We start from the raw sequence: 15,321 nt of genomic DNA, 5'->3' as shown, positions 1-15,321 counted from the left end.
ATAAGCCACGCATTCGAATACTTGAATCTAAAATATAACAAATCAAGTAATTTTACGCGCGCCAAAAAGTTTGCTCTCGCGTGCATGAGAAATTCTTGTTTGTTTCAACCTACACATCCGCGACAGAAAACGTGGCTGCGCTGTGCAGATGGCGGGTGACGAACTTTGACTGTAGCGAACAGAATTTGCGCTCATGCTAACTTGGTTGACTAACAGCGGCCAAGTGCTCATTCGACTTAGTCTGGCTAGTCCCATGGTCAGGCTAAATCCCCGCGTTGCCCATCATCCCAGATAGAGGTGACGCGGGGAACTTTGATCCATCTTTCGATCAGTACCGTAACACCAACACCCAAAAACTACCGCCCGCGTTGTTCACTTGGTTTCCCTCCGAACGTTGCGGGTTTTTTTGGGGATGGGGATATAATGAGTTTCCAGTTTGCTGAGCGACCGACTGGACCTTCTCGATCTGGTTCGGTCGGTGGTGCATCAAGTGCCTTTCGAAAGATCACCTTGTCGTCGCCATCGGCCCAAAAATCGCGGATACCTGAAGGTTGGTTCGTGTTGGAGTGTCTGAAATGGGTTAGGAGCGGTCATTCGATCCGATCTGACGAACGGCTGCCATGCGGACTTTTCCGTCATTGGCCCGCGTAAACAGAATGACCGCAGTCAGTCCAAATCTACGTTCATTCCCGGGTCGCCTAATCACTCAACAAAACCGTTGGATCGCGGGTCCGAGCGTCAGAAATTATTTTTCGAGTAGACGCGCCAGCCCGCTGGCATCTTGGATTTCAATAGCGCGTTGGCTTGTGCACACAAGACCCTGTTCGGAGAACTCAGCCAAAGTTTTTGCAACAATTGTCCGTGAAAGGTTTGCCGCATCGGACAGTTCAGCCCAACTCACTGGAATTGGATTGACTGGCGGCACATCTTGATAGGCATTGCGCTGCGCACTTAACCTTAAGAGCGTCGCGGACAGTCTTTTCGCAGATGTTTTTAACATCAGATCTTCAGCTACTCCGATGGCCAATCCCTGATTCAAGACTGCCAGGAGCGTCAAAGACGGCCACATGCCAGGGTGCATTTCCGCGATTTCATCCATCTGAGTTCTATTCAACGCAAACACCTCGACATCGCCAACTGCCGTCATTTCCATTATGCCCTTTTGGCCCGTCACGACTTCGGTTTCTCCGAACCAGAAACCTTGACCAACAAGATGTCCGAACTGGGGCGGCTGTTCGTTCATCGTGACCCACATTTGAACATGGCCGGATGCTATCCCGCGAATACAGGTCTGTTTTTCGTCAAACCCATAGATCGTTTCCTTGTTCCGGTAGTATTCGAACTGGCCCTTTTCCAAAATTAACTCTGCGAGCGCCGGCTCGATCTTGCCCAGCCATCCCGACAGAAGCCGTTTTTTCGTATTCTTTTCCATAGAGTTTCAATCAAACGCATCCAGATACGGACGGCATACTCACATGGTTTGTGTCAGGTTGAAAGCGACTCATCGATGGAGGGCACCATGAGACTCCCACTTTCCCTGCCTGTTGTCTGCGGAATTGTTGCACTTTGGCCCGCGCTTGCTGCAGCTCAGAGTGCGACGAACCCGGAGGGCATCTCAGGGCCACCAAGCGCGCCTTACTCGCCTTTCGCAAATCGCGCTTATCCCACAAACGTCTATTTCGGCGACACGCATGTTCATACAGGGCTTTCCGCCGATGCCGGGGGCGGTGGCACCACTTTGATGCCGCGCGACTCCTACAGGTTTGCGCGTGGAGAGCAGGTGGTCTCGAACAGCGGTCAGCCTGTAAAGCTCGCACAACCACTCGATTTCTATATTATCACAGACCATTCCGACGGCATGGGATTGATCACGGATATCAAGAGTGCCGCGCCGTCCGTTATGGCCGATCCATTGGGTCGCGATATGCATGACCGTTTTGCGCAAGGCGGACAGGAGGCTTTGCTGGCCTCCCAGGAACTCGTTTCGATATTTGCACAGGGACAACTGCCAGACGCCTTGAATTACCAACCCGGAAATCCAGCCTACAAGCGGGTCTGGGATGACATCGTCGCTGCCGCGGAAGAGTTTAACGACCCCGGTGTGTTCACGACATTCATCGCTTATGAATGGACGTCGCTTATCAAAGGGAACAATCTGCATCGGAATGTCATCTTCCGCGACGGGGCCGAGCGGGCTGGGCAAATGGTGCCTTATTCAACAACCCCCCCGATGGGGAGCCCTGACCCCAAAGACCTTTGGGCGTGGATGGAAAACTATGAAGAGGTCACAGGCGGTGACGTTCTTGCCATTCCACACAATGGCAACCTGTCCAACGGCATGATGTTTGCACTTAGAGATGATTTCAACGGCGGCGCGCCTTACGATGTGGCTTATGCAGAAGCGCGTCAGAAATGGGAGCCATTGTACGAAACCACGCAACCAAAAGGAGACGGTGAAGCGCACCCCGCTTTGTCTCAAACGGATGAGTTTGCGGACTTTGAGACATGGGACTGGGGCAATCTCGATCTGACGGCCGCCAAAGAGTCGGATATGCTGCCAGGCGAATATGCCCGCTCGGGATTGCAACGCGGCTTGCAGTTAAAGTCCGAGCTCGGAGTCAATCCATTCAAGTTCGGACTTGTTGGTGCCTCGGATACGCATACGGGCCTGACCACGCCAAATGAAGCAAATTTCTTTGGAAAGTACGCCGTTTATGAACCATCGCCCGAACGCGCTGTCCACGTCGCAAAAAAGAACGACAATCTCGGTTTGGAGTACTATTCTTGGCAGTATGTGACGCCCGGTTTGACGGCCATTTGGGCGACCGACAATACACGCGGTGCGTTGTTTGATGCGATGGAGCGCCGCGAAGTTTATGCCACCACCGGAACGCGTATTCGTATGCGCATGTTCGGCGGTTGGGACTTTGACGAAAGCGATCTTCTGGGCCGTGATCTGGGACGTATCGGCTATCGCAAAGGCGTGCCTATGGGAGCGGATTTACCGGAAGGCGAAGGGGCTCCGTCATTCCTTGTCTTCGCTTTGAGAGACCCAATGGGCGCGAACCTCGATCGCATTCAGATCGTCAAAGGATGGATTGATGCCGAAGGGACCCCTCAAGAGGTAATCTATGACATCGCCTGGTCTGGTGATCGTCAACTTGACGAAAACGGAAAGCTCCCTTCCGTGGGATCAACGGTCAACCTGTCAGTTCCCAGCTGGACCAACACTATTGGCGCGCCGGAATTGGGCACAGTTTGGCAAGATCCTGATTTCGATCCAGCCATCGAAGCCTTCTATTACGCCCGCGTCCTTGAAATTCCGACGCCGCGTTGGACAGCTTATGACGCAGTCAAATTCAATCTGGAGCTGCCAGATCACATCCCACTGATCAGCCAACAGAGGGCGTATTCCTCACCAATTTGGTATTCAACGGAGCAATGATATGAAACACCTGTCCATCGCAACAGCCGTCCTTCTGTCCAGTGTCGCTTTTGCCACAGCGCAAGAACAGGACGTCGCCGGGTTGAACACTGCCGAAGATCAGTTTGCCGGGCGGCCCTATTCTCCGTACGCCAATCGTGCCTTTCCGACGCAGGTGTATTTTGGCGACACGCACGTGCACACCGGGCTTTCGGGCGATGCAGGCGGCGCGGGCACGACGCTTCTTCCCCGTGACAGCTACCGCTTCGCACGGGGCGAGCAAGTCACGTCAAACACCGGGCAGCCTGTCAAGCTATCGCGTCCGCTGGATTTCTACATGATCACAGATCACTCTGACGGCATGGGTGCGATCATTGATGTCTTGAAGGGCACGCCCAATGTGATGGCCGATGAGCAGGGCAAACAATTCCACGAAGACTTCAATGCTGGCGGTGCGCAAGCGCAAGAAGCGGCTTTTCGGTTGAGCACAGTTTTCTCGGACGGAACACTGTCTCCGGCAATCAATTATCAGCCGGGTAACCCGGCTTTCAAACGCGTCTGGAATGATGTGATTGCCGCGGCTGAGGAGTTCTATCAACCCGGCATATTCACGACCTTTGCGGCCTTTGAGTGGACGTCCGTCTATCGCGGTGGCAACTTGCACCGAAATGTCATTATGCGTGACGGCCCTGAACGGACAAGTCAGGTTGAGCCTTATACGACAGCACCACCCATTGGCAGCACAGACCCGCGCGATCTATGGGCCTGGATGGAAAATTACGAGCAGGTCACCGGTGGAAGCGTGTTGGCCATTCCACATAACGGTAACCTGTCAAACGGCCTGATGTTCTCTATGAAGGACGACTTTGCTGACGGGTCACCAGATCTTGATCCGGCGTATGCGGAACAGCGGCAGAAATGGGAGCCGCTCTTTGAGGCCTCCCAGGTCAAGGGAGACAGTGAATCACACCCTTTCCTTTCACCGGATGACGAGTTTGCAGACTATGAGACGTGGGACTGGGGCAACCTCAACCTAACCGAGGCCAAGACTCCAGAGATGCTTCCGGGCGACTATGCCCGCGGCGGGTTGAAACGCGGTCTGGAATTGGAAAGCGAACTTGGCGTCAATCCGTACAAGTTCGGTATGGTCAGCGGGACCGATACGCATACTGGTATGACGACGTCCGACGATGACAACTTTTACGGTAAATATGCAGCCTACGAACCAAACCCAAACCGGTCTACCAAAGTCGCGCATCAGAACCCGGATACGGGATTGAGCTACGAATCCTGGCGCTACAGTTCTGCCGGTTTGACGGCGGTATGGGCAGAAGACAACACGCGCGGCGCAATATGGGATGCTATGAAGCGCCGCGAAGTTTATGGCACAACCGGGCCGCGCATACGTGTTCGGTTGTTCGGCGGTTGGGACTTTGAAGAAGGCGACGCGCTGCGCCGCGACCTGGCACAAATTGGCTATTCGAAAGGCGTGCCGATGGGAGCGGACTTGTTACCCGGTGATGGGGCTCCGTCCTTCCTTGTCTACGCGTTGCGCGATCCCATGGGCGCGAACCTTGACCGAATTCAGATCGTCAAAGGCTGGCTGGACGAAAACGGCGAGCAACAAGAAAAGGTCTATGACGTCGCATGGTCCGACAAACGTGTGCCAGGCGCAGACGGAAAACTGCCCGCCGTTGGGAACACGGTCGACCTGAGCATCCCATCCTGGACCAACACAATTGGTGCACCAGAACTGGGCGCCGTCTGGATTGACCCGGACTTCGATCCTACCGAACGGGCATTCTATTACGCCCGCGTGATCGAAATCCCGACACCCCGTTGGACGGCCTACGACGCGGTCAAGTTCAATCTGGACCTCCCTGAGGAGGTGCCGCTGATCACTCAGGAACGCGCGTATACTTCGCCCATTTGGTACACGCCGGGATAATGTCCATACGACACGAACCGCGCAGTCGCAAATTTGGAAAAGGTAAGCGTCTGGGATGTTCCATTTGGCTTGGCCACACGCCAGCGTGCGTCAGGTTCGCAGAATGCTTGGCGTCTGCTGGTCTGCGCCAGTTCAGCCTTTGCTCAGTCCTTGGCATTCGACTTTGCAAAGTCCGGAATTTGCGCATAGCTGTAATTGGGGCATCGCGCAGCATCGGTCAAAGTGGGCTCCAAGCCGCCATGCGGTGATGCAGCAGCATGAAACGAAACTTCGGATTCGGAACCTGCCATTCAAGGACTGAGCTAGAATCACCTCGTCTACACGGTGTCGACGCGTGGAGCGGGAGGGACGGATTGAGGAAATCCCATGTCCGAAGTCCAACTCCCAGCTGTCAAACCGATGCGCCGCCCCTGGAACAAGGGGCGGCTTGTTGGACAGAAACGCCCACTGCTCCCGAAACAGGTCTGGGCAATTCGTGCCCGCCTCGAACTGGCGGGTAATCTCAGGTACCTGGCCCTGTTCAACCTCGCGATCGACAGCAAATTGCGTGGCTGTGATCTCGTCCGATTAAAGGTCGCTGACCTCGTTGTTGGGGACAGTGTCCGAGATCGTGTCTCTGTCATCCAAAGCAAGACACAACGACCGGTCCAGTTCGAGGTCTCGGAAAACACGCGTGAGTCCGTCTGGAACTGGGTTTCGTCGCCCGAGATGTTCGGGTGTGCGTTTCTGTTTCCTAGCAGGATCCATGATCGACTGCATGTATCGACCCGGCAGTACGCGCGCCTTGTCCGGGAATGGGTATCGGCGATCGGCCTGGACCCGAGCGGATACGGCACGCATTCGCTGAGGCGCACTAAGGCCGCTCAAATCTATCGAAAGACCGGCAACCTTCGTGCGGTCCAGCTCCTGCTCGGACACACCAAGGTCGACAGTACAGTGCGATACCTTGGGGTCGAGCTCGAAGATGCGTTGGCAATCGCCGAGAAGATCGACATGTAAATGAACGGCGAACGGCATAAGGTGCCGTTCGCTTTCCGAGACCGGACGGACAGCCAAGGCCCCGTCAACGACGGTTGAGAGCCCAAAGCAGCCATATCGCAAACGCAAATTGCTGGAGCAAGACATGATCAAGACCGCAGTTCTTGGGTGTTGTCGGATTGGGGTTTTTGCCTCACTGGACCCAAAAGTACAGGTCTCTAGCCGCGCGTGTACCAACCATTGTCAACGTAAAGCGCGGAGCCGTTCACGAAACTTGCTTCGTCCGACGCAAGAAACAGGACGGCGTGGGCAACCTCCTCGGGTTCGCAAATGCGCCCTTGGGTCGCTGCAAGATCGCCGTCTTCCCAGTGCTGGCCCTGCGCATCCAGTTCGGCGATCTCTCGCAGACCATGTGCGGTTTTCACGAAACCCGGACAGACGGCGTTGCACCGGATGCCCTGCTCGCGATATTCGACCGCGATGGCGCGTGAGAGCTGCAGGACAGCCCCTTTCGTCATGCAGTAGAGCGACTCGAGTGCATATCCCAACTCAGAAGCGATCGAGGCGGTTATGACGACGGACCCACCACCATTCGCGACCATCTCCGGCAAGGCGCGCCGACACACTAGAAAGGCAGACCGCACGTTTATGTCCATGAGCCGGTCATAGTCCTCCTCGGTGGAGTCGTGGAGCGGTTTGACGATGATTGTGCCAGCGTGATTGAAGAGCACATCGTAGGGGCCAACCTCCGTCTTGATTGCGTCAAAGGCGCGGTCGACATCTACGGACCTGGCGACATCGGCCTGAAAGAACCAGGCCTCTCCGCCGGCGTCGTGGATCATCTTAACGGTTTCGCGGCCCGCCTCTTCCTGAATGTCGATGATGGCAACGCGCGCGCCCTCATTGGCGAACAGAAGAGATGTGACGCGCCCCATGCCTGCGGCTCCACCCGATATCACCGCCGTCTTTCCAGCCAGTCTTCCGGTCATGTTCGTCTCCCTTGCTGCGTACTCAGATGCATTCGCCACCATCGACCACAAAGGCGTGACCGGTCATGAATGACGATTTGTCCGACGCCAGAAATACGATGGCATCCGCGATTTCGTCGACAGTACCGAAGCGGCCCATTGGGATAGCATCGCGGATGTATTCCTCCAGCTTGTCGCGTCCGCCCATCTGAACTTCGAAACCGAGGTTGAAGGGCGTGTCGATAAACCCGGGACAGAGCGCATTGAACCGTATGTTTTCCTTTGCGTAATCGGCAGCCATCTGGCGCGTCATCGCGAGAACCGCGTGCTTTGTCGTGGCATAGGCAATCATCTCGCGATCGTACTGAACGCCGGAATTCGAAGATGTGATGATGATGCTTCCCCTTCCCTGACGACGCATCGGAGCAAGCGCCGCCTGCGCGGCAACAAAGTGGGACCGCACGTTGAGCCTCCAAGACAGGTCCATGTCCGCGACCGCGACCTGTTCCAGCTTGCCTTCGATCTGAACGCCTGCGTGTGAATGAAGGATATCCAGCCTCCCTTCGTCCCGCGCCACGTCGGCGATCGTCGCGACCAGTTCAGCATCATCCGTGACGTCGACCTCAAGCGCCCTCGCCTTGTGACCCTCGTTCACGATGCGTTTCGCGACCTCTGTGGCAGCCGCTCCGTCTTTGTCCGTGACCACGACCATTGCTCCTTCGCGTGCAAGGGCCTCGGCTCCGGCAGCGCCGATCCCCGAGCCAGCAGCCGTTACGAAAGCAACGCGATTTTCCAGCAGCATTGAAACCTCCCAGGTTTTTTGCTCTCAGCGCTTGTCGCCGCGCCGTAGAATCAGTTGTGCGATCACCAGAAGGACGAGCGATGCAAGCATCACCATCGTCCCGATGGCGTTGACCTCAGGTGTCACCCCGCGCCGGATCGAAGAGAAAATATAGATGGGCAGCGTCGTCTCGGAGCCGGCAACGAAAAAGGCGATGATGAAATCGTCGAAGCTGAAGGTGAAACTCAGCAGAAACCCGGCCAGAATCGCCGGTGCGATCAGCGGAAGCGTTATAAGCCGAAACGTGCGCAAGGGCGGTGCATAAAGGTCTGCAGAAGCCTCGGACAAGGCTCCCTCAAGTCCCTGCAGACGGGCACGTACTATCAGGACGACCAGCGCAAGTGTGAACATTGTATGCGCGGCGATGAGGGACGGCATGCCCATCGACAGGGCCGGCGGCTCGCGGCCTTCGGGCCATATACTGGCCAGCCACGGGTTGACCACGTCGAAAACGGTCACCAGCGCGATGAGAGTCGCGATCCCGATTACGATGCCTGGGATCATTACGGCGATGTAGATAATCGCATCGAAGAATGCGCGCGCCGGTCCTCTGATCCCTTGCAGGCCAACCGCCGCCAGCGTGCCAAGAATGCTGGCCAGTGTTGCTGACACGAAGGCCACAAAGAGGCTGTTGCCGAGCGCGTCCATCACGAAGGGGTTGTCGAGGGCCCGCCCGTACCACTTGAGAGAAAACCCTTCGAACTGACTTGCACTGCGGCCCGCACTGAAACTGAAGAGCGCAATGATAGCGATCGGTGTGTAGAGGAACACATAGACGAAAAGGGAGTAGATGCGCATCGATCAGGCCCTCACATGATCGACACGTCTTCACGCGTGGCGCTCAGGCGCGCGATAAGACGCATGTAGACCGTGACCGTCACCAGCATGACGAGAATGAGCATGACCGCCACTGCCGAGCCAAAGGCCCAGTTTCTGGATTGCAGGAAGAGATCGACCAGCGCATTGCCGACGAAAAAGACCTTGCCGCCGCCAAGAAGGGCCGGGATCAGGAATTCGCCCATCAGCAGGATGAAGACCAACATACACCCGGTTGCGATGCCCGAGATGGACATCGGCAGCGTGACCCTGAGAAAGGTCGTGAACGGCCTCGCCCCGAGATCGGACGAGGCTTCCAAAAGCCGTTTGTCGAGACGATCCAGCGCCACGTAGATCGGAAAAACCATAAGCGGCAAGTAGCCGTAGACGATGCCGACGGTGACCGCGAAGGGCGTGTAGATCAACCGTACCCCCTCGATGCCGAAGGTTTCGAGAAGTGCGGGCAATCCCTGTCCGCCCAAAATGAAAATCCACGCATAGCTGCGGATCAGGATCGAGGTCCAGAACGGTACGATCACCAGAACGAGCAGGATCGTCTTCCATCTGGGGTCTGTTCGTACGGCAAGCTGATAGGCCAGTGGATATGCGATGATCAGCGCCGCCAGAGTTCCCAACGGAGCGAGTGTGAGAGTGTTCTTGAAAGCGGTGAAGCGCGCTGGCAGGTTCGCATATTGCTCGAAGGTGAAAGCGGGCACCCAGCCGCCGGCAGGTGCCCGCTCTCCAAAACTGAAGATCAGCACAACGGAGAGCGGAAGCACGAGCATCACCAGCAGCCAGGCACCCGCAGGTGCGACCAGAAGCCAGTTCCTTTCGCGCTCCGTCATCCCTTTCGTCCGATTAGGCCGACTTGAAGCGCGCGAGCAACTCGGCGCGGTTCGGGTCGGTCAGGGTTGCCGCAGCCCCGAATTCGAGCGCATTAAGGCGCTCTGCCGCCGGATAAAGGATCGGGTCGTTCAAGATCTCTTCCGGCAACAAGGCGTTCGTGCGGCTGTCCGCGACCGGATAACCATGGGCAAGGACTTCTCGCGCATTGACCTCAGGATCGAGCATGAAGTTGATCAGCGCATAGGCCGCTTCCATGTGCGGTGCGCCTTTGGGGATGGCGTAGTAGTCGCTCCAGAGTTCACCACCCTCCTTGCCCAGCGCAAAGGCAATCTCGGGGATGTCGGTATTAAGTTGCTTGCCGTCACCGGTCCAGCAGATGGTAAGCCAGGCGTCACCCGACCGCATTGCGGGCTGGTAATCCGACGTGATCGCGAAGAGGTGCGGTTTGACGTCGATCAGCAGTCTTTCGGCATCTGCCAGTTCCGCCGCGTCGACTGAGTTGAATGAATATCCGTGATAATTCAGCGCAGCGCCGATGGTGGTCAACTGATAGTCGTGCACCATTGTGCGGCCGGAGAAGTCATCCATCGTGCGATCGAAGAAGTCTTTCCAGCTGTCGATGGCGGCACCGCCGTTGTGCGACGTGTTGCTGGCGATACCGGTGGTACCCCAGTTCTTCGGCACCGCATAGACGACCCCGTCAACGATCCCGGCATCGGCAAAGCGGGGATCGAATGCATCCGGGTCATAGTTCGGAAGTTTCGACAGATCGAGCGGCTCGATCAAGCCCTCCTCAACATAGGTCGTGATCGTGTAGTTCGTTGGAACGTAGACGTCCCAGCCGCTGCCCCCGGCCTGAAGCTTTGCCAGCATTTCCTCGTTCGAACCAAAGACGTTCACCTGTGTGAAAGCGCCTGTCTGATCAGTGAAGATCTCGAAGTTCTCAGGATCGTGATAGTTCGGCCAAGTCGCCAGAACGACACGGTCGCCGATATGGCTGCCGGCCAGCGCGCGTGACGGGCTGAGGCCGGGAAGTGCGCCGGCCATCACGGCCGACGCGGTGCCAAGCCCTGTGACGCCAAGGAAATGTCGCCGCGTGACCGAGCCATTTTCGTAGCGACGCAACTCTTCCATGAATTTCCGTTTTGAGATGTATGATTTGTCTTTCATGTCGTGTCTCCCAGTTGGATGGTTGCTGCTCTTTGACCTTCAGTCCGGCCTCAGGATTAGGGCGGCCTCAGGGGTCCAGTGGACCCAGACGGTGTCGCCTTTCCCGAGTGTCGATAAACCCACGTCCGCCTGACGAGGCGCAAGTGCGGTGATATTTCCAAGGTGTTCGTGACGGACGACGTACTCGGTGTGCTCGCCTAGGAAGATGCGGTTCTGCACCGTCGTCGGGAGTCCATTCGGTACTTCGGTTCGGCTCAGTCTGATCTGTTCTGGACGCACGCTGAGACAGCCTGCTTGGCCAGTGGAAATATCCCCGACAAGGGCGCAGGAATAGGTCTGTCCGTTGGCGAGCGTGATCGCGCTTTCACCGCTGGAGGCGATCTTGACCTTTCCGTCAAAGAAATTCGATGTTCCCACGAAGTCTGCGACATAGCGCGTGGTCGGGCGATCGTAGAGCTCCTGCGGGCTTCCCTCCTGAACGATCTCACCTGCGCGCATTACGCAAATCCGGTCAGACAACGACAGCGCCTCTTCCTGATCATGCGTGACAAGGATGAAGGTGATCCCCAACTGACGCTGGATATCCTGCAACTCGATCTGCATTTCCTTGCGCAGCTTTCGGTCGAGCGCGGCAAGCGGTTCGTCTAGCAAAAGCAGCTTGGGTTCGTTGACGATCGCCCGCGCAAGGGCGACACGCTGCTGCTGCCCGCCAGACATCTCCCAAATGCGACGCTTTCCGAATTCGCCCAGGCGTACGGTGTCGAGCACGCGTTGCACTCTGTCGGCGATTTCGGATTTCGGCAGTCTCGGCCGCCGCTGATCCAGCCCGTAAGCGATGTTCTGAGCGACGGTCATATGCGGAAAAAGCGCATAGCTCTGAAAGACCATGTTCACGGGTCGTCGGTACGGTTCGAGGTCGGAGACATCCTCGTTTCCGATCAACACCTGCCCTTCGCTCGGGGTTTCAAAGCCCGCCAGCATTCGGAGTGCGGTTGTTTTGCCGCAGCCTGAAGGGCCAAGAAAGGACAGGAATTCGCCCGACCCAATGCTGAGATCGATGTTATCCACCGCGACAAGCGACCCGAACCTCTTGGTGACGCCGCGCAACTCTGCGATGGGCGTCTCTATCCTTTCAGTGGGCTGTTCGTGATGCAGCAATGGCTTGCCTGAGCAGAAAAAACGAGGGATCGCGACTATAACGCGTATTCCACAATTAGTCGTGGAATATGCGTTTGTGTAAATATGCAATTCGTTATATGCCTTTTTTGATATTTGAGGGACGACATGCCGACAGACTGGAACTGCCAAGCCGCGCTGTGCCTCGATGCCGTTGGAACTTCATCCTTCGCCGAGACACTCGCCGATGGTCTGCGCAGCGTGGTGCCCTACGAATTCACAGTGATCTTCGGATACATGGGGAAAGAGCGGCCGCTGGCGCTCTTTGACGATTTCACCCCTGCGCGGCGAAAGCTCCACGTCGACGACTACCTTGAGGGCCCTTACCTCATTGATCCGTTCTTTCTGGCGAGCATCGGCGACACTCCGCAGGGTATCTGGCGATTGAAGGACATAGCGCCCGATCGCTTTTATCAGGGCGAGTACTATCGAAGCTACTATGCTCAGACCGGATTGGCGGAAGAGGTCGGTTTTCTGATCGACGTGGATTCTGAGCTCCAGATCGTTGTATCGCTCATGCGGACAGAGAAACAATTCAGCAAGGCCGAGATGCGCGCCTTGTCCGAGATCCAACCCATCGTCCAAGGATTGTGCCGCCATCATTGGTCGAGCGTTGACAGATCGGGCCAAAGCAAGACCTCGGACATCCTGAACCGGAAAGTCGCCGACGCCTTCAACACGATCGGCGATGGCGCTCTGACTGACCGAGAAAGCCAGATCGTTGAGCTGACGCTGCGTGGCCATTCTTCGGAGGCGATCGGCAGACTGCTCTCGATCTCGCCTGGAACCGTCCGCATTCACCGCCGGAACGTCTACGCAAAGCTAAGGATCAACTCGCAGGGAGAACTCTTTTCTCTCTTCCTCGATACTATCGGTGCCAGCTAGCTCGAATACATAAAGGACGCGGCACAACGCTGTGGTTTCGCCGTAAGCATATGTCTGCTTTGTCCGCATGTGAGACGCTTGGCACCTGTGCGGCGAACGTCCGGTTCAGATTCGGGGCAATCTGGCCGAGTTCAATGACCGCCTTGGGGAAACTGTGCTGCGTTGCCGCGACTGGCTCTGCAACTTGGCCGTCGCGCGTCGGTGAATTGGGCGGCATCAGCACCGGGCACAAAGTCCGCAGGTTTGGCTGCTTACCTGGTTTCAGACATTGTCCGGTGTTGGTGGAAGTTGCCGTGGACCGTTGTTCCTCACTAGTGCCTCGCCCCAAGGCCGCCAGTTTTTCTTTCATTTTGCCCACAGAAGAAATTGCCTGTCCCCGCCGATCCCTGCCTCAAGGCCACAGAGATCGACCCACCCCCTCCCACCCGGACCCGAAAGGAGAGCCTACAAAGCGGTGAGGAGAAACACCCACTGTTCAAACAGCTCACATCTCAGGCGTTGAGCACGATGCCACGCATCCAGATTTTTCTTTTTGATCTTGGACCTCAACCATCCAACTTGAGCTTCCGTCCCATTATTTCGGCGGCTTCGCGCAGCGGATCATCCGCGAGGTGGGCATAGCGTTGAGTGGTTGCGGGATTGGTGTGGCCAAGAAGTCGGCCGACAATCGGAAGGCTGAGCCCGCTTGATACAAGGTGCGACGCGTGCGTATGGCGGTTGTCGTGAATCCGGTAGTCGGTCAGCCCGGCCGACTTGGTCACAGATTTCCAGAACGCCTTGAGGTCCTTGTAGGGTTGTTCCGGATTGCGTCCCGGAAACAGAAACGGGCTGCTGCCCGAAGCGGATCCCTTCATTTTGAGCAGCAAGACACAGGCCGCATTTGAGAGGGGAAGATGTTCGGTTCGCTTCTGCTTGGTGTGATGAGAGGGCTTGGTCCACACGCCGCGATCAAGGTCAAAGTCCAGCCAGGTCGCGGACAAGACCTCACCTATCCGTGCGCCCGTCAGCAATTGAAGCCGGATGGCATTGGCCGCGACTTGGTTGGGGTGATCTGACAGAGCCTTAAGCAGACGTTGCAGTTCCTGGTCGGAAAGCCACCGTTGGCGTTTCTCCTCGTTGAACTTTTCCACGCCTCGCACCGGATTGTCCGGGCGGAGCCCCCAACGGATCGACAATTCGAACATCTTCGATAGCAGGGCGAGTGTTCGATTGGCCTGGTAAGGCGTGGGTTTCATTCCATTGTGCAGTTTCTGGATGTCCTTGTGCGAGACTTCCACAACGCGGAGACGGCCGAGTTGCGGGAGGATGTATCGGTCCAGCAGAGAGCGGTCGTTCCTGACGCTTCCGGGTCGTTTCTTTGCGATGGCGTGTTCCGAAAGGTATTGCGCGGCAAGATCCGACATCTTGGCCGACTGCCGTATCGATCTGGCCTCTGCAACCGGGTCGGCACCGCGCAGGACATCTGCGAGCAGGCCGCGCGCCATTTCCCGCGCTTCATTGAGTGAAAGCGTCGGCCCGTAGCGGCCGAGCGTTTTGCGCTTGGACCGCCCTGTCTGCCGGTTGCGGTACTGGATCACGAAACTTTTCACGCCACTGGGTTTCACACGCAGACCAAAACCGGGCAGGGCTTCGTCCCAGTAGACGACCTCTTTCTCCGTCGCCGCGATGCGATCGATCCTAGATTTCGTGAGGTGGTGTTTTGGCATGGCGCAGTTTGCTTGGGTGATTTCCGGTAAGCAATAGGTAAGCAAAACGGAGAGAAAATTAAAGAAATTTGTCGAAATGGAGTGTGCAGAAATTCTACTAATTGGCATAAAAATAATATCTTATGGTACTTGCAAGGAGTAGACAGAAACACTGCCCGTAAGACTTTTAATCAGTGGGTCGCAGGTTCGAATCCTGCACGGCTCACCACTTTTTATAGTAAAACAAAGAGTTCCGCCTCTGGGCTGTTGGCTTGGCAGGCCGTGTGATCGAATTTCACGGAAGAATGTGCTGCAAGGGATTTTGTTTTCTTGTGTTTCATAATTGGGACCAACAATTGACCGTCGATCAATTGTTCATAGGCGCGACCCCTGCCGTCGGAGCCAATCCTGCTAACAATCAATTCTAGCAAACCTGTTGATTGGCAGGGAAAATACGACCCCGCCAAAACTCACCAAGACATGCCCCATGTCGCTTTTCATTCAGAGAATCTCCGCATTCCTCGAAATACTCCACCTGGACACGGTGCCCTGTCGTGGCCAGGGCATTTCGTGACCCGCGAGCT

The 15,321-nt window shown here is 56.4% G+C and carries 12 protein-coding genes; 4 read left to right on the top strand and 8 right to left on the bottom strand.

The window, feature by feature from the left end:
• Nucleotides 1–745: 745 nt before the first annotated feature.
• Nucleotides 746–1,432 (bottom strand): Crp/Fnr family transcriptional regulator, encoded by a 687-nt coding sequence (locus ACR0LZ_RS06530; RefSeq protein WP_480748971.1) that lies wholly within the window; start codon nt 1,430–1,432, stop codon nt 746–748.
• 75 nt (nt 1,433–1,507) lie between these two features.
• Between ACR0LZ_RS06530 and ACR0LZ_RS06525 the strand changes: the two genes are divergently transcribed.
• From ACR0LZ_RS06525 to ACR0LZ_RS06515, 3 genes are all read left to right on the top strand, one after another.
• Entirely contained in the window at nt 1,508–3,445 is a 1,938-nt protein-coding gene (locus ACR0LZ_RS06525) for a DUF3604 domain-containing protein (RefSeq protein WP_480748970.1), read from the top strand.
• A gap of 1 nt (nt 3,446) precedes the next feature.
• Complete coding sequence (locus ACR0LZ_RS06520; RefSeq protein WP_480748969.1) at nt 3,447–5,372, top strand: DUF3604 domain-containing protein; 1,926 nt, start codon at nt 3,447–3,449, stop codon at nt 5,370–5,372.
• Nucleotides 5,373–5,738: 366 nt separating this feature from the next.
• A complete protein-coding gene (locus tag ACR0LZ_RS06515; RefSeq protein WP_480748968.1) occupies nt 5,739–6,371 on the top strand; it encodes a tyrosine-type recombinase/integrase in 633 nt (210 codons plus the stop codon).
• A 197-nt stretch (nt 6,372–6,568) separates the two neighbouring features.
• Here ACR0LZ_RS06515 and ACR0LZ_RS06510 read toward each other — a convergent pair whose 3' ends face one another.
• From ACR0LZ_RS06510 to ACR0LZ_RS06485, 6 genes are read right to left on the bottom strand one after another with little or no spacing between them, the layout of a single operon-like run.
• Complete coding sequence (locus ACR0LZ_RS06510; RefSeq protein WP_480748967.1) at nt 6,569–7,339, bottom strand: SDR family NAD(P)-dependent oxidoreductase; 771 nt, start codon at nt 7,337–7,339, stop codon at nt 6,569–6,571.
• A 22-nt stretch (nt 7,340–7,361) separates the two neighbouring features.
• A complete protein-coding gene (locus ACR0LZ_RS06505) occupies nt 7,362–8,120 on the bottom strand; it encodes an SDR family NAD(P)-dependent oxidoreductase (RefSeq protein WP_480748966.1) in 759 nt (252 codons plus the stop codon).
• Nucleotides 8,121–8,144: 24 nt separating this feature from the next.
• Nucleotides 8,145–8,957: an ABC transporter permease gene (locus tag ACR0LZ_RS06500; protein WP_480748965.1), complete on the bottom strand. Its 813-nt coding sequence runs from the start codon at nt 8,955–8,957 to the stop codon at nt 8,145–8,147.
• A gap of 11 nt (nt 8,958–8,968) precedes the next feature.
• Nucleotides 8,969–9,820 carry an ABC transporter permease gene (locus ACR0LZ_RS06495; protein WP_480748964.1) on the bottom strand — a complete coding sequence of 284 codons (852 nt, stop codon included), beginning with the start codon at nt 9,818–9,820 and terminating at the stop codon, nt 8,969–8,971.
• 13 nt (nt 9,821–9,833) lie between these two features.
• Complete coding sequence (locus tag ACR0LZ_RS06490) at nt 9,834–10,991, bottom strand: ABC transporter substrate-binding protein (RefSeq protein ID WP_480748963.1); 1,158 nt, start codon at nt 10,989–10,991, stop codon at nt 9,834–9,836.
• A gap of 39 nt (nt 10,992–11,030) precedes the next feature.
• A complete protein-coding gene (locus ACR0LZ_RS06485) occupies nt 11,031–12,149 on the bottom strand; it encodes an ABC transporter ATP-binding protein (protein WP_480748962.1) in 1,119 nt (372 codons plus the stop codon).
• 126 nt (nt 12,150–12,275) lie between these two features.
• On the opposite strand from ACR0LZ_RS06485, the gene ACR0LZ_RS06480 reads away from it, so the two are divergent.
• Entirely contained in the window at nt 12,276–13,052 is a 777-nt protein-coding gene (locus ACR0LZ_RS06480) for a helix-turn-helix transcriptional regulator (RefSeq protein ID WP_480748961.1), read from the top strand.
• A gap of 545 nt (nt 13,053–13,597) precedes the next feature.
• On the opposite strand, the gene ACR0LZ_RS06475 is transcribed toward ACR0LZ_RS06480, so the two are convergent.
• Nucleotides 13,598–14,758, bottom strand: a complete 1,161-nt coding sequence (locus ACR0LZ_RS06475; protein ID WP_480748960.1) for a tyrosine-type recombinase/integrase — start codon at nt 14,756–14,758, stop codon at nt 13,598–13,600.
• Nucleotides 14,759–15,321 lie beyond the last annotated feature (563 nt).

Source organism: Ruegeria sp. CI1 (assembly GCF_056536925.1).
The sequence above is the reverse complement of the archived record's forward strand: the minus strand, read 5'-3'. Positions and strand labels throughout refer to the sequence as shown.